At 72.5% G+C, this 20,677-nt stretch carries 14 protein-coding genes; 7 read left to right on the top strand and 7 right to left on the bottom strand.

The features are described 5' to 3' along the window. Positions 1 to 139: 139 nt before the first annotated feature. Positions 140 to 1,618 (top strand): mannitol dehydrogenase family protein, encoded by a 1,479-nt coding sequence (locus Aau02nite_RS16400; protein ID WP_212989287.1) that lies wholly within the window; start codon positions 140 to 142, stop codon positions 1,616 to 1,618. On the opposite strand, the gene Aau02nite_RS16395 is transcribed toward Aau02nite_RS16400, so the two are convergent. Continuing rightward, a complete protein-coding gene (locus tag Aau02nite_RS16395) occupies positions 1,572 to 2,756 on the bottom strand; it encodes an MFS transporter (protein WP_212989286.1) in 1,185 nt (394 codons plus the stop codon). The genes Aau02nite_RS16400 and Aau02nite_RS16395 overlap by 47 nt on opposite strands. 83 nt (positions 2,757 to 2,839) lie before the next feature. Between Aau02nite_RS16395 and Aau02nite_RS16390 the strand changes: the two genes are divergently transcribed. Continuing rightward, positions 2,840 to 3,655: a pectate lyase gene (locus Aau02nite_RS16390; RefSeq protein ID WP_212989285.1), complete on the top strand. Its 816-nt coding sequence runs from the start codon at positions 2,840 to 2,842 to the stop codon at positions 3,653 to 3,655. Positions 3,656 to 3,968: 313 nt separating this feature from the next. Beyond that, on the top strand, positions 3,969 to 6,278 hold the full coding sequence (locus Aau02nite_RS16385) for a non-reducing end alpha-L-arabinofuranosidase family hydrolase (RefSeq protein WP_212989284.1): 2,310 nt from the start codon (positions 3,969 to 3,971) through the stop codon (positions 6,276 to 6,278). A gap of 241 nt (positions 6,279 to 6,519) precedes the next feature. Here the strand turns inward: Aau02nite_RS16385 and Aau02nite_RS16380 are convergent, their stop codons facing one another. Together Aau02nite_RS16380 and Aau02nite_RS16375 are read right to left on the bottom strand one after the other, a co-directional pair. Beyond that, positions 6,520 to 7,080: an HAD domain-containing protein gene (locus tag Aau02nite_RS16380; RefSeq protein ID WP_212989283.1), complete on the bottom strand. Its 561-nt coding sequence runs from the start codon at positions 7,078 to 7,080 to the stop codon at positions 6,520 to 6,522. Positions 7,081 to 7,100: 20 nt separating this feature from the next. Continuing rightward, the gene (locus Aau02nite_RS16375; RefSeq protein ID WP_212989282.1) at positions 7,101 to 9,347 is read right to left on the bottom strand and encodes a glycoside hydrolase family 9 protein; all 2,247 of its coding nucleotides are present in this window, start codon (positions 9,345 to 9,347) and stop codon (positions 7,101 to 7,103) included. Between the two features lie 106 nt (positions 9,348 to 9,453). Here Aau02nite_RS16375 and Aau02nite_RS16370 point away from each other — a divergent pair, with 106 nt between their 5' ends. Continuing rightward, complete coding sequence (locus Aau02nite_RS16370; RefSeq protein WP_438841140.1) at positions 9,454 to 9,906, top strand: GNAT family N-acetyltransferase; 453 nt, start codon at positions 9,454 to 9,456, stop codon at positions 9,904 to 9,906. A gap of 106 nt (positions 9,907 to 10,012) precedes the next feature. Further along, positions 10,013 to 12,823 (top strand): Hsp70 family protein, encoded by a 2,811-nt coding sequence (locus Aau02nite_RS16365; RefSeq protein ID WP_212989280.1) that lies wholly within the window; start codon positions 10,013 to 10,015, stop codon positions 12,821 to 12,823. Here Aau02nite_RS16365 and Aau02nite_RS16360 read toward each other — a convergent pair. Beyond that, positions 12,805 to 13,377, bottom strand: coding sequence for a GNAT family N-acetyltransferase (locus Aau02nite_RS16360; RefSeq protein ID WP_212989279.1), 573 nt, complete (start codon positions 13,375 to 13,377; stop codon positions 12,805 to 12,807). The genes Aau02nite_RS16365 and Aau02nite_RS16360 overlap by 19 nt on opposite strands. Before the next feature lie 349 nt (positions 13,378 to 13,726). On the opposite strand from Aau02nite_RS16360, the gene Aau02nite_RS16355 reads away from it, so the two are divergent. Further along, positions 13,727 to 14,008, top strand: coding sequence for a hypothetical protein (locus Aau02nite_RS16355; RefSeq protein WP_212989278.1), 282 nt, complete (start codon positions 13,727 to 13,729; stop codon positions 14,006 to 14,008). A 9-nt stretch (positions 14,009 to 14,017) separates the two neighbouring features. Here the strand turns inward: Aau02nite_RS16355 and Aau02nite_RS16350 are convergent, their stop codons facing one another. Further along, positions 14,018 to 14,410, bottom strand: coding sequence for a YccF domain-containing protein (locus Aau02nite_RS16350; protein WP_246595192.1), 393 nt, complete (start codon positions 14,408 to 14,410; stop codon positions 14,018 to 14,020). A 211-nt stretch (positions 14,411 to 14,621) separates the two neighbouring features. On the opposite strand from Aau02nite_RS16350, the gene Aau02nite_RS16345 reads away from it, so the two are divergent. Then, positions 14,622 to 17,381, top strand: coding sequence for an AfsR/SARP family transcriptional regulator (locus Aau02nite_RS16345; RefSeq protein ID WP_212989276.1), 2,760 nt, complete (start codon positions 14,622 to 14,624; stop codon positions 17,379 to 17,381). A gap of 10 nt (positions 17,382 to 17,391) precedes the next feature. Here the strand turns inward: Aau02nite_RS16345 and Aau02nite_RS16340 are convergent, their stop codons facing one another. After that, entirely contained in the window at positions 17,392 to 18,816 is a 1,425-nt protein-coding gene (locus tag Aau02nite_RS16340; RefSeq protein ID WP_212989275.1) for a dynamin family protein, read from the bottom strand. Between the two features lie 73 nt (positions 18,817 to 18,889). After that, the gene (locus Aau02nite_RS16335) at positions 18,890 to 20,641 is read right to left on the bottom strand and encodes a dynamin family protein (RefSeq protein WP_212989274.1); all 1,752 of its coding nucleotides are present in this window, start codon (positions 20,639 to 20,641) and stop codon (positions 18,890 to 18,892) included. Between the last annotated feature and the right edge of the window lie 36 nt (positions 20,642 to 20,677).

The raw sequence follows: 20,677 nt of genomic DNA, 5'->3' as shown, positions 1-20,677 counted from the left end.
CGTGCCCGTTTGCGCGGCCCGTGTGCCCGTGTTGACGGACGGTGAGAAAGCTGCTGCCGCGCCGGGCCCGGCGACGGGCCTCCCGGGATGCCATGCTGGGGCTCCGAGCCCGTCAGAGCAGCGCTGGGAGGACATGCCGATGCTGCCCCTCAATGCCCAGAACCTGTCGTCCCTGCCCGCCGGGCTGCCGGTCCCGTCCTACGATCGCGGCGCGCTGCGGACCGGGATCGTGCACTTCGGCGTCGGTGGCTTCCACCGGGCGCACGAGGCGATGTACCTGGACCGGCTGATGAGCGCGGGCCGGGCGCTGGACTGGGCGATCTGCGGGGTGGGCGTGATGCCGGCCGACCGGCGCATGGCCGAGGTGATGCACGCCCAGGACGGCCTCTACACGCTGGTCGTCAAGGCGCCGGACGGCACCCTGGAGGCCCGGGTCGTCGGCTCGATCAAGGAGTACCTGTTCGCGCCGGACGACCCCGGGGCCGTCATCGAGAAGATGGCCGCGCCCGAGGTGCGCATCGTCTCGCTGACCATCACCGAGGGCGGCTACAACTTCAACGCCGTCACCGGTGACTTCGTCGCGGACAACCCGGACGTGCAGCACGACCTGACCCCCGGTAACCCGCCGCGGACCACCTTCGGGCTGATCACCGCGGCGCTGGCTCTCCGGCGCGAGCGCGACGTGCCGCCGTTCACGATCATGAGCTGCGACAACATCCAGGGCAACGGGCACGCCGCCCGGCGCAGCTTCGTCGCCTTCGCCACCCTGCGGGACCCGGAGCTCGGCGCGTGGGTGGAGCAGCACGTCGCCTTCCCGAACAGCATGGTCGACCGGATCACCCCGGTCACCACGGACGACGACCGCGCGGAGGTCCGCAAGCGGTTCGGGGTGGACGACGCCTGGCCGGTGGTCTGCGAGCCGTTCACCCAGTGGGCGCTGGAGGACGCGTTCCCGCTCGGCCGGCCCCCGTTCGAGGAGGCCGGGGTGCAGGTCGTGGCCGACGTCGAGCCGTACGAGCTGATGAAGCTGCGCCTGCTCAACGCCAGCCACCAGGCGCTGTGTTATTTCGGCTACCTGGCCGGCTACCGGCTGGTGCACGACGTCGCCCAGGACCCGCTGTTCGCCGACTTCCTGCTGGCGTACATGGACCGCGAGGCCACACCGACCCTGGAGCCCGTGCCCGGTATCGACCTCGACGAGTACAAGCACCAGCTCATCGACCGCTTCTCCAACGCCCAGGTGCGCGACACCGTGGCCCGGCTCTGCGCGGAGAGCTCCGACCGCATCCCCAAGTGGCTGCTGCCGGTGATCCGGCACAACCTCGCGACCGGCGGCGAGATCCTGCGGTCCACCGCCGTGGTGGCCAGCTGGGCCCGCTACGCCGAGGGCGTCGACGAGCAGGGCAGTCCGATCGAGGTGGTGGACCGGCTCAAGGACACCCTGACCGCCGCGGCCCAGCGCCAGAATGAGGACCCGCTGGCGTTCATCGCGAACCGGGACCTGTTCGGCGACCTCATCGACAACGAGCGGTTCGTCTCGGCGTACCGCTCGGTGCTGTCCTCGCTGCACCTCAAGGGAGCGCGGGCGACACTCGAGGAGCTGGCCGGCGCCTCCTGAGCAGCGCGGCGCCGAGACCGCCGGCCACCAGCTGGCTGGCCGCGACAGCCAGCAGCAGGACAGCCGTGCCGTGGCCGGTGGCCAGGCCCGCGACGGAGACCCCGGCCGCGGCGGCGGTCACCTTGAGCCCGGCCCCGATGGTGAAGACCTGGGTCCGGGTCTCCGGTGGCGCCTCCCGGTCCCGCACGACCAGCAACGACGCGAAGGCCGGCCCGTTGATCACGCCGGCCAGCAGGAACAGTGCCAGGGTGCTCCAGCGACCGTCCACGATCGGCAGCATCGCGAACGGCACGGTCATGATGAGCAGACCGGCCGGCACCACGGTCTCCGGACGGATCCGGCGCAGGGGCAGGCGGGCATAGGCGAGGGAACTGATCAGGTTGCCGACAGCGAACGCCGACAGCGTGAGACCGGCCAGGGCCGGGTCGTGCAGGCCGGCCGCGAGCAGCGCGGCGACGATCGGCAGCGCGCCGAGGCCGAGTTGGCTGACGGTGCTGGCGATGGTGACCGCGGCCAGCGGGGGCCGGCGCCAGATGGCCGGCAGCGCTCCCCCGGGCCGGTTGCCCCAGACCGTCGCGGCCCGGTCCGGCACCGGCAACGTCACGACGATCACCGCGGCGATCGCGCAGCAGAACGCGAGGGCGGCCACGGCCCAGAGGCCACCCGCCCAGCCGGCGAGCACCGCGGCCAGGGCCGGGCCCACGATGCCGGCCAGGCTGTACGAGGTCGCATCCAGGCCGAACGCCCGCGGCAGCCGGTCGCCGGCGAGCTCGCCGAGCAGACTGGACAGACCCCCGATCAGCAACGGCGCACAGCAGCCGGCCAGCACAGCCGCCACGAACGCCGCGGCCGGGACGGGGTCCGCCAGCAGCGCCGCTCCGGTGACGCCGGCCGCGAAACCGAGCAGCCCGCCGACGTAGAGCAGCCGGCGCCGGCGTACCGCGTCGGCCAGGGCGCCCACCAGCGGCGCGGCCAGTACATGGGGCACCATGAGAGCGCCGATCAGCAGGCCGCCGAACGCCGCTCCGCGCCCGACCGCGAGCACATGCAACAGCAGGGCCACCCGGCTGCCCTCGTCGGCGAGCCGGGCCAGTGCGGCAGCGGTCGTGTATCGGGTCAGGACACCGGGCCCAGCCATGTCCACGGCCCTACCCGCGGATCCGGTGAAGAAATCTCGGCGGCCGCGGCAACCTCCCGGGGGCCGCCGGCCACTGGACGGGTATGGAAACGTCCTCCCCCACCTCTCCAGAGAACTCCCCGGGCCGGTTCCGGCGCTGGCGCGCCGGCGCCATCGCGACCGTCGTGGCCTGCGGTCTCGGCGTCGCGGCGGTCGCCTTCACGCAGAACGCCTCGGCCGCCACGGCCTGGCCGTCCGCGAAGGGCCTGGTGAAGGTCAGCGCCACGACCACCGTCTCCGGCACTTTCGACGGCGGCCTCAAGCGCTATTTCGGCATCGGCGACGGCGGCCAGAGCGAGAGCCAGGACCCGATGTTCAAGCTGGCCGACGGGGCCACGCTCCGGAACGTCATCATCGGCGCCCCGGCCGGTGACGGCGTGCACTGCAGCGGCTCCTGCACCCTGGTCAACGTCTGGTGGGAGGACGTCGGCGAGGACGCCGCCACGTTCAAGGGCGGCGCCTCGGCCCGGTACACCGTCGACGGCGGCGGCGCCCGTTCGGCCTCGGACAAGGTGTTCCAGCACAACGGCGGCGGCACGCTGACCGTCCGCAACTTCCAGGTCAGCGACTTCGGCAAGCTCTACCGCTCGTGCGGCAACTGCAAGACGCAGCACAAGCGGACCGTGGTGCTGCAGAACATCACCGCCACCTCGCCGGGCAAGTCCCTGGCCGGCATCAACACCAACTTCGGCGACACCGCGACGTTCTCCGGCATCACCATCGTCGGTGACAGCAAGAAGAAGATCGCGATCTGCGACCGCTTCACCGGCAACAACACCGGCGCCGAGCCGCCCAAGACCGGTTCCGGCGCGGACGGCAAGAACTGTTTCTTCAGCGCCTCGGACATCACCTACAAGTAACCGCCCCCGCACCGGATCAGCCGGGTCGGCGCCTCCCCGCGCCGGCCCGGCCCTGGCTTTTTTCAGCCGCCTGCCGCATTATCCGGCAGACGGCTTTTTTCGTGCCGTCGCTACGGCGCTCACCTGCGGTTATGACCTTTACTTTTCCTTAAATGCGTATCGTCGAAGGGCCTCGCGGAGTCGACATTCGACCATTCTTTTCGCCTATTCAATGGCTTTAATGTTGAGATCCATGGATTGGCATGGCAGCATTCTGGACGCGCAATGGGAAGGCTTCCCGTCTGCGCGGAATCCCTTTCCCGAGAGGCACGTTATGACAGCGTCTGTGCATCCACCCGCCCATCGTCGAGCCCCGCGACGGCGGATCGTGCTGGTCGCGGCAGGCATCGCCGGTCTGGTCGCCGCCGGACTGAGCGTCGTCTACACCCAGTCCGCCGATGCCGCCACCACCCTGGGCGCCTCGGCCGCCCAGACCGGCCGGTACTTCGGTGCGGCGATCGCCGGCGGCCGGCTGAGCGACTCGACCTACACCCGGATCGTGAACACGGAGTTCAACTCCGTCACGGCCGAGAACGAGATGAAGTGGGACGCCACCGAGCCGTCGCAGGGCCGGTTCACCTACACCAACGGCGACCGGATCCTCAACCAGGGCATCGCGATGGGGGCGAAGGTCCGCGGCCACGCCCTGCTCTGGCACGCCCAGCAACCCGCCTGGGCCCAGTCACTGTCCGGCACCGCCCTGCGCAATGCCGCGATCAACCACGTCACCCAGGTCGCCACCCACTACAAGGGAAAGATCCACTCCTGGGATGTCGTGAACGAGGCCTTCGCCGACGGTGGTAGTGGCGCCCGGCGTGACTCCAACCTGCAACGCACCGGCAACGACTGGATCGAAGCCGCGTTCCGCGCCGCCCGCGCCGCGGACCCGGCCGCGAAGCTCTGCTACAACGACTACAACACCGATGGCATCAACGCCAAGTCGACCGGTATCTACAACATGGTCCGCGACTTCAAGGCCCGCGGCGTCCCGATCGACTGCGTCGGCCTGCAGTCCCACCTGGGCACCGGCATCGACTCCACGTATCAGGCCAACCTGCAGCGCTTCGCCGACCTCGGCGTGGACGTCCAGATCACCGAGCTGGACATCGCCCAGGGCGGCAACCAGGCGAACATCTACGCCACCGTCACGAAAGCCTGCCTCGCGGTGGCCCGCTGCACCGGCATCACGGTCTGGGGCATCCGCGACACCGACTCGTGGCGCCCGGGTGAGAACCCGCTGCTGTTCGACGGCTCGGGCAACAAGAAGGCCGCGTACACCTCGGTGCTGAACGCCCTCAACGCCGGCGGCACGACCGCACCGACGACCTCGCCGACCACTCCCCCGGCCACCGGATCCGGCAGCTGCACCGCGACGCTGACGCCCGGCACCGCCTGGGGCGACCGGTACAACTCCACGGTCACCGTGAGCGGGGCCAGCAGCTGGAGCGTCGTCGTCACCCTCACGGCGCCGCAGAAGGTCTCCTCGGTCTGGAACGGCACCGCGACCTGGGACACCAGCGGCACCGTCATGACGATCAAGTCCAACGGCTCCGGCAACGCGTTCGGTTTCACCACCATGTTCAACGGCAACACCACTGCCCGCCCCCGGATCACCTCGTGCACCGGCTCCGGCGGGGGCGGCACCACGCCGACCACGCCCACGACGACCCCGGCCGCGTGCGCGCTGCCGTCGTCGTACCGGTGGAACTCGACCGGTCAGCTGGCCAACCCGAAGTCGGGCTGGGTGTCGCTCAAGGACTTCACCACCGCGCCCTACAACGGCAAGCAGCTCGTCTACGCCACCACCCACGACACCGGCACCTCGTGGGGCTCGATGAACTTCGGCCTGGTCGACAACTTCAACGAGCTGGGCTCGGCCGCCCAGAACAAGATGAACGCCGGCACCGTCGCGCCGTCGCTGTTCTACTTCGCCCCGAAGAACATCTGGGTGCTGGCCCACCAGTGGGGACCGACCGCGTTCTCGTACCGCACGTCGACCGACCCGGCCAACGCCAACAGCTGGTCGGCGGCGCAACCGCTGTTCACCGGGTCCATCACCGGCTCCGACACCGGGCCGATCGACCAGACCCTGATCGGTGACGGGCAGAACATGTACCTGTTCTTCGCCGGCGACAACGGCAAGATCTACCGGGCCGGCATGCCGATCGGCAACTTCCCCGGCAACTTCGGCTCGACCTCGACCGTGGTCATGAGCGACACGAAGAACAACCTGTTCGAGGCCCCGCAGGTCTACAAGCTCCAGGGCCGGAACCAGTACCTGATGATCGTCGAAGCCATCGGCGCGAACGGCCGCTACTTCCGCTCGTTCACCGCGACCAGCCTCAACGGCTCGTGGACCCCGCAGGCCGCCACCGAGAGCAACCCGTTCGCGGGCAAGGCCAACAGCGGTGCCACGTGGACCAACGACATCAGCCACGGTGAGCTGATCCGCACGAACGCCGACCAGACGATGACCGTCGACCCGTGCAACCTGCAGCTGCTCTACCAGGGCCGCGCGCCGAACTCCGGCGGCGACTACGGGCTGCTGCCGTACCGCCCGGGTCTGCTCACGCTGCGACGCTGACGAAAGAGACCGTAAGCGGCGGGTCCGGCTTCCTGGCCGGGCCCGCCGTGGCGTTGTGGCGGTGGATGGCCGCGCCGGCCGGGCTGATCCTCGTGCAGGTCGGCCAGGCCGTTCAGCACCGCAGTCCGATCTGGACCGGGCTGGCCCTGGTGGTGATCCTGCTGGCGGTCACGTCCATGATTCTGCTCGGGCGGGATGTGCGCCGCGCCCCCGCTTCCTGGAGCGAAACCCGTCCTGACGGTCAGTCCGGCGACTGGCGGTGGCGGCCCGCCACCCGGTGCGTCGGCAGGCGCCTTCCCTCGGCGAACTTCTCGATCAGGTGCAGGTCGCCCGGCTGCAGGCCGCGGTTGGCCCGCGGGGCGATCAGCAGCGACCGGCCGTCCGCGGTCAGTTCCTCACGTGCCGGGCCCGGCGGGGGCAGAGCCTCGTCGTCGGTCCAGATGAGCCGGCGGCCCTCGGCCAGCACTTCCCGGGCCGCCGCCAGCTTCAGCGGCCGGCACTGGGCACCGCGGGGCATCGGGTCGGCGTCCAGGGCCCGGATCAACGCGGGCAGGCGCCACAGTGTTTCCAGGCGTTCGGCCTCCGGGCACCAGGTCGTGCACCAGCGGACCTCGACCCGGCCGTCGGAGTGCAGCGACCGGATCCGGTCGACCAGCAGCGGCGACCAGCGCAACAGGTACGACGTGTTGTCGGCCCCCGACCACACCAGCGACTTGCGCGGCGCGGCACCCCAGCCGGGTTTGATCGTGTTGACGACGCCGTCGACGTCGAGAAGCCACACGGGCTTCTCGACGTCGATCACGCCATGGATTCTAGTTCCGGCTAGTTCTGGTCCGCGATGTAGGACGCGATCCAGGCCAGCGGGGCGTTCCAGTTGATGGTCAGCTCGTTCGTCGACCAGGACTGAATGTCGTCGATGTAGCAGAACTGGCCCACGCAGCCGGTCAGCTTGCTCTGGGCGTACGGGTCCTGGATCGAGGAGTTGGCGCCGCCGGCCAGGGTGCCCCGGGGCGGGTTGGGCAGGGCCGGGTCGAGCTGGCGGGCGTACCAGCGGCTGTGCTGGTTCTGCGAGCTGACCTCGCCGTAACCGGTCACGTAGGACTGGTTGAGGGCGTTGCGGCCGAGCATGAAGTCCATGCCCTCGTAGACCGCGTGGCGGAACCTGTCCCGGCCGGTGATCTCGTGCGCGGACGCCACCACCACCAGATTGTTCAGGATCTGGCTGTTGGAGCCCCAGTCCCACACGTTGTTCGCCGGGGCGTACGGGATGCCGTACGGGTGCGCGGTCTGGATCTTCAGGTACTTCTCGGCCGCCGCGACGATCGACGCGCGGACCTGGTTGCGCCCGGGCAGCTTGTTCGGCACCAGGGCCAGGTCCAGCCGGCCGGCCACGGCCGTGCTGGCCCAGTCGAAGGCGGCCGTGCCGCTGAAGATGTCGGCGGTGTGCACCGGCGAGGCCAGGATGTCGGCGGCGTACTTCTTCTCGCCCGTGCTCAGGTACAGCTCAGCGGCGGCCCAGTAGAAGTCGTCGTCCACCTTGTCGTCGTTGTACGCGCCACCACCGGTGCCGTCGGCCGCGGAGGCGTAGCGGGCCGGCTCGGCCAGGGCGGCGGTGTAGGCGGTGCGCGCGGCGGCGAGAGCCTTGGCGGCGAACGCCTTGTCGTAGCGGCGGTAGATGCGGGCGGCCTGGGCGGCGGTGGCGGCCAGGTTCAGCGTCGCCGCGGTCGAGACCGGGTGCAGTTCACGCTGCTGGGGGTCGAGGTGCGGCATCAGCGGCAGCCCGGTCCAGTTGGCGTCGTGGATCTTGTGGTGCACCATGCCGGCGAGCGGCTGCCCGGCCGGCACCTGCATCTTGAGCAGGAACTCCAGCTCCCAGCGGACCTCGTCGAGCAGGTCCGGGACCTTGTTGCCGCTCTCCGGGATGGCCAGCGTGCCGTCGCCCAGCTTGCGCGGCTCGGCAGTGCGCTCGTACTGGTTGAGCAGCTGCCAGACGGAGATGCCACCGTTGACGACGTACTTGCCGTGGTCGCCGGCGTCGTACCAGCCGCCGGTGACGTCGAGCTTGTAGTCGCAGACGCCGGCCTGGCACGGCACCGAGCCGTCGCCCAGGTTCGGCGGGACGTCGACGTGGCCGGCCGGGCGGCCGTACCCGGGCCGCAGGTCCTCGCGGATCTCGATGCCGCTTCGCTGGGTGTAGTAGAACTTCAGCGCGTCGGCGCGCAGCTGCTCGTAGATCGCGGCGTCGATGTCGAACGGCCGGCTGGTCTCACCGTCGGCGACGAGCGTGTAGCCGGTGCCGCGCTTGTGGTAGCGGCTGAAGTCGATCGTCTGCACGTTCTGCCCGGACGACACGTCGACCCCGCGCGGCACGGTGGTGCCCCGCGCGACGGTGGCGCCGGCCGCGTTCTTCAGCTGCCAGGGCAGCTTGGTGGTGGCCTCGGTGACCAGCGTGGCCTTCTTCGGCCCGCGCGGCAGGTAGGCGACCTGGTTGACCCGCACCCGCGGCCCGGTGTCGGGCACGTAGACCTCCGGCGGCACGCCGCCGACCAGCGAGACGTCGTCCAGGCAGAGCCGCCAGGGATCGGCGCTGCCGCCGACCTGCAGCGCGACCTGCGCCTGCGCGGTGGTCACGGCCGAGGTGAAGGTGTACGAGTACGTGTCGCCCGAGACGGTCAGCGCCGGCGAGGCCTCGAAGTACGTGTCGTACGGCGAGACGCCCAGGCCCACGATCGCCCGGGCGACATGCCCATCGGGATCGCCGCTGGCTGTGAACGAGTACCGGTAGGTCTCGCCCGCGACGAGATCGATGTCGTTCTGACCGACGGCGACGTCCCACCGGTTACTGGTGCCGCCCGGCACGTCCATACAGGCTTTGCCGTCGCTCAGGGTCAGCGGCCCGGGGTTGCCCCACCACGGGTCCGTGCCGGCGGTGAAGCTGCCGTTGACAACCTGCTCGACCTCGTCGGCGGCAGCGGCCGGACCGGCCGGGACGGCGGTGAGGCCGGCCACGAGCAGGACGGCGGCGCCGAGGGTTCGAATCACGAAGGATCTCCTTGGGAGCGCTTCCATCAGTCAGTTCAGATATGTTGATCCCCTGGGTAACGACCTGTCAACACAGCTGAAACGTTCAGTAATTCAGCTGCGTGATCTGGGCCGCCCCGGCACGATGTCGCGTGTGCTGATCCGCGCGTATGACGACAGTGACTGGCCCGCGCTCTGCCGCATCCACGACGCCGCCCGGCTCGACGAGCTGCGCGACTCCGCCGGCCTCGACGCGTTCCTCACCCTGGAGCAGACCGCCGAGGGCGAGGGCCTGTTCGACGGGCAGCTCTGGGTGGCCGAGACCGACGCCGGGGTGACCGGCTTCGTGGCCCTCGACGGCGACGAGATCACCTGGCTCTACGTCGACCCGGCGCACTACCGCCGCGGCATCGGCCGGGCCCTGCTGCGCCACGCGCTCGCCCACACCGGCGACCACGCGGAGGTGACTGTCCTCGACGGCAACCCGCCCGCGCTGGCTCTGTACCGCAGCGAGGGCTTCGTGGTACAGGAGACCCGGACCGGCCCGCTGGTCGGCAACGAACGCTTCACCGCGACCGGCCACATCATGCGGCGGCAGCCGGGCTGACCGCCGTCCCTCGTACGGATGGCGGCGCCGGGAGAACCACCCCCGACACCGCCCGTCCGGCGGTGCCGGCGCTGGCGCGTTGCCTTTAAGGTCTCTAGCTGTGGCGATGCAGTACGGCTTGGGGATCGATCTCGGCACGACCCAGACAGCAGCGGCGGTCCGCGTCGACGGGCGCACCGAGGTGGTCCGGCTGGGCGGGCGCCGGGCCGAGATCCCGTCGCTGGTGTTCGTACGCCCTGACGGCGGCCTGCTGATCGGTGAGGCAGCCGAGCGCCGCGGTCAGGCCGAACCGGCCCGGCTGGCCCGCGAGTTCAAGCGCCGCATCGGTGACCCGGTGCCGATCCTGGCCGGTGGCGTGCCGTTCTCCGCCCACGCGCTGACCGCCAAGCTGCTGCGGCACGTGCTCGACGTGGTGATCCGGCTGCAGGACGGGCCGCCCGCGGTGCTGACGGTGACGCACCCGGCGAACTGGGGACCGTACAAACGGGAGCAGCTCGACCAGGCGCTGCGGCTGGCCGACACCGGACCGGCGCTGCTGCGTACGGAGCCGGAGGCCGCGGCGCTGCAGCACGCGACCGCCCGCCGGATCGGTCCGGGTGAGACAGTGGCGGTCTACGACCTGGGCGGCGGCACGTTCGACGCGGCGGTGCTGCGCCGCGAGGGCGAGGGCTTCCAGGTGCTCGGCGAGCCCGAGGGCATCGAGCAGCTCGGCGGCGCCGACTTCGACGAAGCGGTGTTCGGCCACGTCCTCGGCGTGCTCGGCAACCGCGTCGAGGGCCTGGACCCGAACGAGCCCGACGTGGTCACCGCCCTGGCCCGGCTGCGCCGCGACTGCGTCGAGGCCAAGGAAGCGCTGTCCTTCGACACCGAGGTGATGATCCCGGTGGCGCTGCCCGGCGTGCACACCCGGGTCCGGCTGAACCGCTCCGAACTGGAAGCGATGATCGCGCCCGCGCTGGCGGACACGGTGGCGGCGCTGCACCGGGCTCTGCGCTCGGCGCGGGTGGCGCCGGCCGACCTGGACGCGGTGCTGCTGGCGGGCGGGTCGTCCCGGATCCCGCTGATCGGCCAGCTGCTGTCGACGGCGTTCGACCGGCCGGTGGTGGCCGATCCGCATCCCGAGCACAGCATTGCGATGGGGGCGGCGGTGGCCACCGCGCTGATCACCGGCGGGGTGTCACCCTTCGACGACGCGGTGGCGCCGCCCCGGCCGGTCGACGGGCCGTCTGATCGGCCCGCGGAAGCGGTCGACGGGCCGCCTGACCGAGCCGTGGGGACCGACACCACTGGCGGCCAGCCCGTCGCGGCGGCGGCATCCGGAGGGTTCGCCCAGGTCGCCCGGTTCGACGGCACTGCGGCCGGGACCGGCGACAGCGGATCCACACCCATCACGGCGGGCAACGGCTCCGGGCCGCAGCTCACCTCCGGGACCGGCTCACAGGCCGGCCCCGGGATCGAGGACGCGACATCCACGCTGCCCTTCACGCCGGAGACCGAGGACGCCGGATCCACGCAACTCTTGGCTGGTGGCGGGCCGCATGCTACGACGGCGGCCGAGGACGCCGGGTCCACGCAACGACTCACGGGTGACGGCCCGCAGGCAGCGACGCGGGCCGAGGACGCGGGAGCCACCCGGATCCTGTCGGACGACAGCGGGCCCCAGGCCGGCAGGCCGATCAGCGGTGGCCCGATGCGCGGCCAGCCGGTGAGCGGCGGCCCGATGAGCAGCCAGCCGGTAAGCGGCAGCCCAGTGAGCGGCCAGCCGGTGAGCGGCGGGTCCGTGGCGTATTCGCGCGGCGCTGCGTCAGTACCGTCGCACGGGTCTGCGGCGCAGGCCGCGGTACCCCGCACGCAGCCTTTCGCGGCCCCGACCCGCACCTTCCCGCAGCCGCCGACCCCGGTTCCGACCACCGCCGGCCCGGACCCCGACCGGCCGCCGGCCAAGCGCAACGGCCGGCTGCTCGTCCTTGTCGGCGCGCTCACCCTCGCGATGATCGCCGGCACCACCGTCCTGGTCGCCCTGGTCAGGCGGGGTGACAAGGACCCCGGGGCAGCCGTGCCGCCGGTCGCGTCCCCGTCGGCGAGTGCGCCGTCCTTCCCCACCGCCGGGATGTTGATCCAGGTCGACGCCGGCGGTGACAAGCGGCCCGAGCTCAAGTCCAGCGCCTACCTGCTCACTCCCGGCACGCCCGGCCGCACGGCCGTCGCGGACACCGGCGGCGACGTGCTGCCGGAATGGTCGCGCGACCGCAAGCGGGTCGCGGTGATCCGGTACGAGCCCGACGGCAGCAATGCCATCTGGGTGATGAAGCCGGACGGCAGCGATCCGGAGAAGGTCGTGGAGAACGCCACCGGGGGCCGGGTGTCCTGGAATCACGACGGCACCAAGCTCGCCTTCCTGCGCAGCGTCGACGGCAGCCCGCAGATCTTCGCCATCGAGATCGGTGAGTCGAAGCCGAAGCAGCTGACCTGGGCGCCCGGCAAGAAGGACGATCCGGCCTGGTCACCCGGCGGCGGGGCGATCGCCTACTGGAAGCTCGTGGGCAAGCAGCCGCAGATCTTCATCCTGAACGCCAACGATCCCGAGGAGCCCGGCCTGCAGGTCACCGACGACGACACCGGCCCGGGCGTCGATCCGAACTGGGAGCCGAACGGGGGGAGGATCGCTTACACCCGCATCACCGGCGACCGCGAGTCGGACATCTGGCTGATCAGATCCGACGGCGAGCAGGCGAGGCAGCTGACCGAGCACGAGGACCGCGAGATGGACCCGTCGTGGTCCCCGGACCGAAAGTGGCTGGCGTTCTCCCGCGGCCCCCTGGAGAAGCCGAAGATCGTGATCGCCGAGGTGGACGGCCCCGCCGAGCACGTCCTCACCGAGGGGGACGCCCGCGAGGGTCATCCCTGCTGGTCCTGACCCCACTCGTCGGCCAGGATCGCCATGACCGTGGCGTCCACCCAGCCCTGCGGCGTGCGCAAAGCGTCCCGCCGAACCTCCTCGACGACGAAACCCACCTTCTCGTACGCCCGGCGGGCGCGCGGATTGAACGAGTACACCTCGAGGGTGATGCGGTGCAGGCCGAGCTGCTCGAAGCCGTACCCGACGAGCAGCCGGACCGCCTCGGTGCCGAGCCCCCGGTCCCGCCCGCCCGGCCCGAACATGGTCCGGAAGTTGCAGCTGCCGTGCTGCGGATCCCACTCGTTGAGGACGACCTCACCGACCCATCCGCCGGTGGCCCGCTCCTCGACGGCCAGGTCGAGCCGGTCACGCTGGTCGGCGCGGGTGCCGTACCACTCGCGCAGCCGCTCCTCGGCGGCCGCGTCCCAGACGATCGGCCGGCTGCCGGTGAGCCGGACGACCTCGGGATCGCGCAGGGCCTCCCGGACGGCCGGGAAATCACCGGGCACGAAGGGACGCAGCACGACGCGGGGGCCGACGATTGTGGGCTTGACGGAGAAATCGGCGGCCATCGGCCGATGATCGACGACCCACCCCCGCCCGGCAAGCACATTCGCCGGATCGGGGACTGTCGCAAGTCGCACCTCGCGACCGATCGATCACCGCCCGTAGCCCGCGACCAGCGGCGGCTGGAAGAGACCACGGCCGAGCTGGCGGGCGAACCGGCGCCGGTTCGCCACTTCGGGGGCTCGCTCCGCAAGGACATAGCCACGGTCAAACGGATCAGGGAGTTGCGACGCAGCCAGGCCCGCACGGTGGTGCGCGCTGTGCTGGGGAAGGCCACCGGGTCAGCCGACCAGTTCCGGGCGGAGTGGGGCCGCCCGCGACTACGACAACCACATCCGCGAGGCGGACGCGGGCTTGCGAGCACTCCCACCCCGGATCGCCCACGCTGAGCGCAGGGTCGCCGAGCTGACGCGGTCCGCTGCGCCGCCCGCACGGATGCCGGACCTCGCGCTGCTGGACGAGGTGCCGCGGACGCTGGCGAACACCGGCGCGCGTCTGGGGCTGGCCGAGGGCCTCGTGCCGCTCGGCAATCTGCAACGACAGCTGCGAGGCACCACGGCCGCGCTGGAGCAACGCCGGGCGCAGGCCGACCAGAAGCGGCGTGCCGCACTACGCGCGGCCTACCACCAGCTGTGAGCGTTCGGCTCAGGCGTGGCCGGCTTCGTCGAGGTCGACGATCTCGCGGCCGAGCGGCCAGAACGCCGCCGGGACCAGTTTGAAGTTCGCGATGCCGAACGGGATGCCGATGATCGTCACGCACTGGGCGATGCCCGCCACCACGTGGCCCAGCGCCAGCCACCAGCCGGCGATCACCACCCACAGCACGTTGGCCACGCCGGAGCCGACGCCCGCGGTGGGGCGGGTCACCAGGGTCCGGCCGAACGGCCACAGCGAGTACGAGGCCAGCCGCAGCGACGCCACCCCGAACGGGATGGTCACGACGAAGATGAAGCAGAGCAGCGCGGCCAGGCCGTAGCCGAGGGCCAGGACGAAGCCGCTGCCGAAGATGAACCACAGGACGTTCAGGATGAAGCGCACCTGTTCAGCATGACGCGCTCGCGCCACCGGCCGGGACCGCCGGGCGTGGACGCGGCCATTCGGCGCCCCCGAATCGGCGGGATGCCGATCGCCGAAGGGCCGGGTCCGACGCTCGGGAGCGGTGGCGGCCGCCTCCGGTGAGGACAGTGCCAGACGGCGCTTGCGGGATTCTTGTGGTTCGATCGACGGCTCGGGCTACGGGAGGTCGGGCATGGGGGATTTCCGGTTGCTGGGTCCGGTCGAGGTGTACCACGGTGGCGCCCGCGTCGACGTCGGCCATCCGCGGCAGCGGACGGTGCTGGCGGCGCTGCTCGCCGACGCCGGGCGGGCGGTGCCGGTCGGCACGCTCATCGACCGGGTCTGGGGGCAGGAACCGCCCCGGTCCGCGCGGCAGTCATTGCACGCGCACCTCACCCGGGTCCGGCAGGTCGTGCAGCGAGCGGGCGCTCCGGGCGCTCTTGTGCACACCTCGGACTCGTACCGGCTGGACGTCGATCCGGCCACCGTGGACGTGCACCGGCTGGCCGAGCTGACCGGGCGGTCCGAGCAGCCCGGGCAGACCGCCGAGCAGCGGGTGGCGTTGCTGCGGCAGGGCCTGGCGCTGTGGCGCGGCGAGCCCCTGGCGGGGCTCGGCGGTGAGTGGGTCACGCAGACCCGGCAGATCTGGCGCCGGCGGTACGCGGACACCGCCGTGGCCTGGGCCCGGGCCGAGCTCGCGGTGGCCAACCCGGGCGACGTCATCCGGGTCGTGGGTGACCTGGCCGCCCAGTTCCCGCTGCACGAGGCGCTGGCCGCGGTGCTGATGCAGGCCCTGGTGGCGGCGGGACGCCCGGCCGAGGCGCTCGCCCACTACGCGGCCGTCCGCCGGTACCTGATCGACGAGCTCGGCACCGAACCCGGGGCGGACCTGCAAGCGGTGCACCGGGTGGTGCTGCGCGGCGAGGCACCCGGTGGCGTGCGCTCCGGTCCGGCGCAACTGCCCGCGGACATCGCCGGTTTCTGCGGCCGTACGGCCCACCTGGCGCAGCTGGACGCCCTGCACGACCGGGAGTCCGCCCGGGCCGTGGTGGTCTCCGGGATGGCCGGCGTCGGCAAAACCGCGCTCGCGGTGCACTGGGCCCACACCGTGGCCGGCCGGTTCCCCGACGGCCAGCTGTACGTGAACCTGCGCGGCTTCGACGCCGAGGAGGCGGTCCTGGGTCCGGCCGACGCGGTCCGCGGCTTCCTCGACGCCCTCGGGGTGCCCGCCGACCAGCTGCCACCCGGCCGCGACGCCCAGCTGGGCCGCTACCGCACGCTGCTCGCCGACCGGCGGGTGCTGGTGGTGCTGGACAACGCCCGCGACGCCGAGCAGGTCCGGCCACTGCTGCCGGCCGCGCCGGGCTCGCTGGCCCTGGTGACCAGCCGGCACCAGCTCACCGGCCTGCTCGCCACCGCCGACGCCCAGGCGCTACCGCTGGACATCCTCACCGACGGCGAGGCGCGTGAGCTGCTGGTGCGCCGGCTCGGCCGGGAACGGGTGGACGCGGAGCCCGCCGCGGTGGAGGAGATCATCGCGGCGTGTGCGGGTCTGCCGCTGGCGCTCGCGATCACCGCCGCCCGGGCCCGGCAGTCGCGTTTCCCGCTGGCCGCGCTCGCCGCCGAGCTGGCCGAGGAGGGCCATCGCCTGGACGCCCTGGACACCGGTGACGTGGCCGGGCGGGTCCGGTCGGTGTTCTCCTGGTCCTACGACGCCCTGAGCGGGGCGGCGCAGCGGGTGTTCCGGCTGTTCTCGTTGCATCCGGGGCCGAGTGCGTCGGCCGCCGCGGTGGCGAGCCTGACCGGGCTGCGGCCGGCCGGCACCCGGCGGTTGCTGGGCGAGCTGACCCGGGCCAGCCTGCTGACCGAGCAGCTTCCCGGCCGGTACGTCAGCCACGACCTGCTGCGGGCGTACGCCGCCGACCTCACCACCGGTACCGACTCCGCAGCCGAACGGGACGCCGCTGTGCGCCGGCTGCTGGACCACTATCTGCACACCGCGTACGCCGCCGACCGGCTGCTGGATCCGGCCCGGGGCGCCATCGAGCTGCCGCTGGCTCCCGTGGCGGCCGACGCCCGCCCGGAGCAGCTCGCGGACCGGCAGGCGGCGACGCGGTGGCTGACCGCCGAGCATCCGGTGCTGCTGGCCACGGTGAAGTACACCGCGGAGACCGGGCATGACGCGTACACCTGGCAGTTGACCTGGTCGTTGAGCACCTATCTGGACCGCCGGGGCGACGGGGCCGCCCGGGCCGCCGCCTGGCAGACCGCGCTGCGGGCGGCCGAGCGGCTCGGCGACCGCACCGCGCAGGCCCGGGCCCACACGAGCATCGCCCACACCCACACCCTGCGCGGCCAGTACGCCGACAGCATCGCCGCCCTGCAGCAGGCGCTCGACCTGTACACCGCGATCGGCCACCGGACCGGCCAGGCGCACACCCACCGCAACTTCGCCCACCTCTGGGGCCACCAGCGCCGCTACGACGCCGCCGTGGACCACGCCCGGCAGGCGCTGGCGCTGTACCGTGCGGCGGCCGACGAGCGGGGCCAGGCCGACGCGCTCAACCAGGTCGGCTGGTACCTGGCGATGCTCGGCCGGTACGACGAGGCGCTGGAGTGCTGCCGGCATTCGCTGGCGCTGCACGAGCGGCTCGGCAACCGGGCCGGGCAGGCGCACGTCTGGGACAGCCTCGGTTACGCCCAGCACCGGCTGGGCCGCCACGACGAGGCCATCGAGTGTTACGACCACGCGCTGCGCCTCGCCGGTGATCTCGGCGACCGGTACAACCAGACCCAGTCGCTGACCCACCTGGGGGACGCGCAGCTGGCCGCCGGGCGCGTCGCGCGGGCGGAGCGGGCCTGGTCCGAGGCCCTGGACATCCTGACCGAGCTGGGCCACGCCGACGCCGAGGAGGTACGCCGCAAGCTCGCCGCCCTGCCGTCCGCCCGCTGACGACCCGGGATCAGGAGATGGCGGCCAGCAGACCTTCGCAGCTGCGGGTCACCGCGCGCGCCGCGGTGCGCAGCTCCTTGGCCGAGAACGGATGCTCGGCCAGCGTCTGCCAGCGCATGAGGGCCTCCCGCGCGGCCGCAGTGATCTGTTCCGGCGAGGCGTCGGCCGGCAGGCCCAGCCGCAGGTACGCGGCCCCGCCGGCCCCGCCGAGCAGCGAGTCCATCTCGGCCAGCTGCGCCTGCGTGCCCGGCAGCCGGCCGGACCGCAGCAGGTGCAGCAGCCGCAGCTCGACGAACTCGTGGGCGCTGGCCCGGATCCGCTCGGCCTCGGCCGCCGGCGCCGAGTCCGGGTCGAGGAACTCGTCCAGCACGGCGAGCGCGGACCGGGCCTTGAGCACCTCGCTGCGCCCGACGAACTGAGCCGCGAAGACCTCCCGGAGCCGGTCGATGCCGCTGTGCGCGGTCAGCGCGGCGGCCAGGTCGGCGGAATCGTGCACCTTCTGCTCGCGGATGAGCCGCACCGACAGGCGTACCCCGAACAGGCCCAGCCGGCCCAGCGCCGCGCGCCGCTCGGGGGCGGAGCCGGCGAAGCGGTCGGCGGTCAGCAGCAGCTCCACCACGTCGGCCATCGGCAGCGTCGCCACCGCGGCCAGCGTACGGAACTCGTCCTCGCGCAGGGTCGCACCGGCCGCACCGAGCAGCCCGGCGACCGGCACCACCACCGGGCAGAGCCGGCGCAGCCGGTCGTCGGCGGCGTAGCGGGCCGCGACCCGGGCCGCGGCGGCCATCGCGTCGAGCCGGGCCCCGCCGATCTCGTCGGCGCGCGAGAGCACCCCGACCGTGTTGACCGGGGTGCCGCCGGCCAGGTCGTCGCCGTGGAACGATTCCAGGAAGCGGATGTCGTGGGCGTGCATGTGACGCAACAGGTAGATGACGGCGTCGGTCTGCGCCGGACGGTCGGCGTCGGCGTCGAGGAAGGCCGTGGTGCGCAGGGACACCTCGGTGGACAGCGACGCGATGCCCGGGGTGTCGATCAGGGTGTGCCGGCGCAGGCGCGCACTCGGGACCCGGACCTCGAGGTGGTCGACCTGGTCGGCCGGGCGGTCGAGGGTGATCCGCACGGCGCCGCCGGCCCGGTGGAACGGCAGCGGCCGGGTGCCGCCGTCGCGCAGATGGGCGGTGACCGCGTACGTCGGACCGTCGGCGTACCAGGTCACGATGCGGGTGCACTCCCCCGCGTCGGTGGGCGCCAGGCCCTCACCGACCAGCGCGTTGAGCAGCGTGGACTTGCCGGCCTTGACCTTGCCGGCGAGGGCCACCCGCAGCGGCTCGCCGAGCCGGCGCCGGGCGTCGCCGATCGCCGCCCGCACGGTCGGGTCCGTGGTCCCGGCCAGCGCCCGGTCCAGCAGCGCCCGCACCTCCGGCAGCAGGCTCATGCCATCCCCTCCGCTGGCGCTCCGGGGATGACATTCGTCGGGCGCAGAGTTGATGATTCGCTCGCAAGCTCGCTCATGCCAGCCGGTCCAGTTCCGCGCGCTGGGCGGCGAGCTGCCGGGCCCGGGCCGCACGCTGGTCGTCCGGCAGCGCCGCCGCCTCGCGGACCGCGGACGCCGCCTCGGCCGTCGAGCGCTCGACGGCGGCGGCCCGGGCGGTGAACTCGTCACGCAGCAACCGCTGCGTGCGCCGCACCGCCTCGCGGGAGTCACGGCCCACGTGGAAGGACACGTCGTCGACGTAGCGGCGCAGTTCGGTGCGGGCCTGCTGGCGGCGCTGCTGGACCTGCCGTTCGCGTTCCTGCTTGACCAGCCGGCGACCCAGGGTCAGGCCGGCGATCAGGCCGATCGGCGCGGCGATGAACACGTTGAACAGCGCGCCGATCGCCCCGAGCATGTAGAAGCCGCCGTAGGTGATCCGGGCGGCGGTGAACGCGCCGAGGAACTGCTGCATCCCGGAACGGTGGAAGTCCACGTCGAGCTCGCTCACCTTGCCCAGGCCCGGCTCGGGCGACGGCAGGTCGAGCTCGAGGCCCTCGTACTCGAGGTCGAAGCGAGTGGCCACTGCCTGGGCGAGCTCGTCGCTGCGCCGGGCCAGCAGCATCAGGTTGTCCACCGCGGCGGCGGACGCCTCACGGGCGGCCCAGGCCTGGAAATCCTGCCAGGTGTCGCGCGGGTCGGACTCGTTGAGCAGCTCCTCACCGGCGCGCAGCATGGTCCTCAGTCGTTCGCGCAGGTCGTGGTCGACGTCGGCGGTGAGGTCCTGGATGCCGTCGCCGAGCACGGTCTGCCAGGAGCCCAGGGTGCGGGTGCGGCGCTGCTTCTCGGCGTACCGCTGGACCAGCGTCACCGCCGCCGCCGGTGAGCTCGCCGCGGCCTGCTCGGCCGCCACCCGCTCGCGCAGCTGGGCCACGACGAACGCCAGCTCGGCACGCGCGGCCGTGCGGGCCCCCGCGCGGGCGGCGTCGAGCACGTCCCGGCGCAGCAGCTCGACCAGCCGCGGGTAGCCCGACTCGGTGTTGAGCTCGGTGCTGTCGCGGGCCTGGGCGCGCAGCCGCAGGAACGACGAGACGGCCAGGACCGGCACGTCCAGGCCGGCGGCGGCGAGGTGACCGGCGTTGAGCTCGACGATGCGCCGCCACTCGCCGTGCAGGTCCGTTTTGGTGACGACGCAGTACGCGGCCGGGCACCGTTCCAGCACCCGGCGCAGGAAGGCGACCTCGGGCGCGGTCAGCTCCTGGGAGGCATCGGTGACGAACAGCGCCGCGGCCGCCCCGGCCAGCGCGCCGAGGGTCAGGTTGCCCTGCGCGGAGTCGAGCCCGCCGACGCCCGGCGTGTCGACCAGCGACAGCCCGGCGCCGAGCAGCCGCCGGTCGAGACGGACCTCGACGCTGCGCGGCGCCCGCGCCCCGGCCGCCGGGGCGGCCTCGGTGACATACCGGCTGAGCTGGTCGAACGGCACGGTGACGGGCTCCAGCGCGCCGTCGTCGGACGGCACCTGCAGGGTCACCGTGGGCTCTCGGCCGTAGCGCAGGACGGTCGGCACGGCGGTGACGACATCGGGGTCCACCGGGCACACGTCGGTGCGCAGCAGGGCGTTGACCAGCGTGCTCTTGCCCTGCTTGAACTCGCCCACCACCGCGACGGTGACGTCGCCGCGGCCCAGCTCGGCGGCTGCGCGGTCCAGGCGCCCGGCGAGGTCGCCCCGGTCGTGGGCGACGGCCAGACGGCGTGCGCCGGCCAGCTCGGCGAGCAGGTCCGTGGCCAACGACTCCCTCACTCATCTCGACGCAGCCCTGCTCAG

It is taken from the genome of Actinoplanes auranticolor (assembly GCF_018332655.1).
Taxonomy (GTDB): Bacteria; Actinomycetota; Actinomycetes; order Mycobacteriales; family Micromonosporaceae; genus Actinoplanes; species Actinoplanes auranticolor.
The sequence above is the reverse complement of the archived record's forward strand: the minus strand, read 5'-3'. Positions and strand labels throughout refer to the sequence as shown.

Bases quoted from the DNA above. Each gene is read 5' to 3' on its own strand.
- Aau02nite_RS16360 (WP_212989279.1), bottom strand. From the start codon at position 13,377: ATGGCCGCCGATTTCTCCGTCAAGCCCACAATCGTCGGCCCCCGCGTC.
- Aau02nite_RS16395 (WP_212989286.1), bottom strand. From the start codon at position 2,756: ATGGCTGGGCCCGGTGTCCTGACCCGATACACGACCGCTGCCGCACTG.
- Aau02nite_RS16400 (WP_212989287.1), top strand. From the start codon at position 140: ATGCTGCCCCTCAATGCCCAGAACCTGTCGTCCCTGCCCGCCGGGCTG.
- Aau02nite_RS16345 (WP_212989276.1), top strand. From the start codon at position 14,622: ATGGGGGATTTCCGGTTGCTGGGTCCGGTCGAGGTGTACCACGGTGGC.
- Aau02nite_RS16340 (WP_212989275.1), bottom strand. From the start codon at position 18,816: ATGAGCCTGCTGCCGGAGGTGCGGGCGCTGCTGGACCGGGCGCTGGCC.
- Aau02nite_RS16365 (WP_212989280.1), top strand. From the start codon at position 10,013: ATGCAGTACGGCTTGGGGATCGATCTCGGCACGACCCAGACAGCAGCG.
- Aau02nite_RS16385 (WP_212989284.1), top strand. From the start codon at position 3,969: ATGACAGCGTCTGTGCATCCACCCGCCCATCGTCGAGCCCCGCGACGG.
- Aau02nite_RS16390 (WP_212989285.1), top strand. From the start codon at position 2,840: ATGGAAACGTCCTCCCCCACCTCTCCAGAGAACTCCCCGGGCCGGTTC.
- Aau02nite_RS16375 (WP_212989282.1), bottom strand. From the start codon at position 9,347: ATGGAAGCGCTCCCAAGGAGATCCTTCGTGATTCGAACCCTCGGCGCC.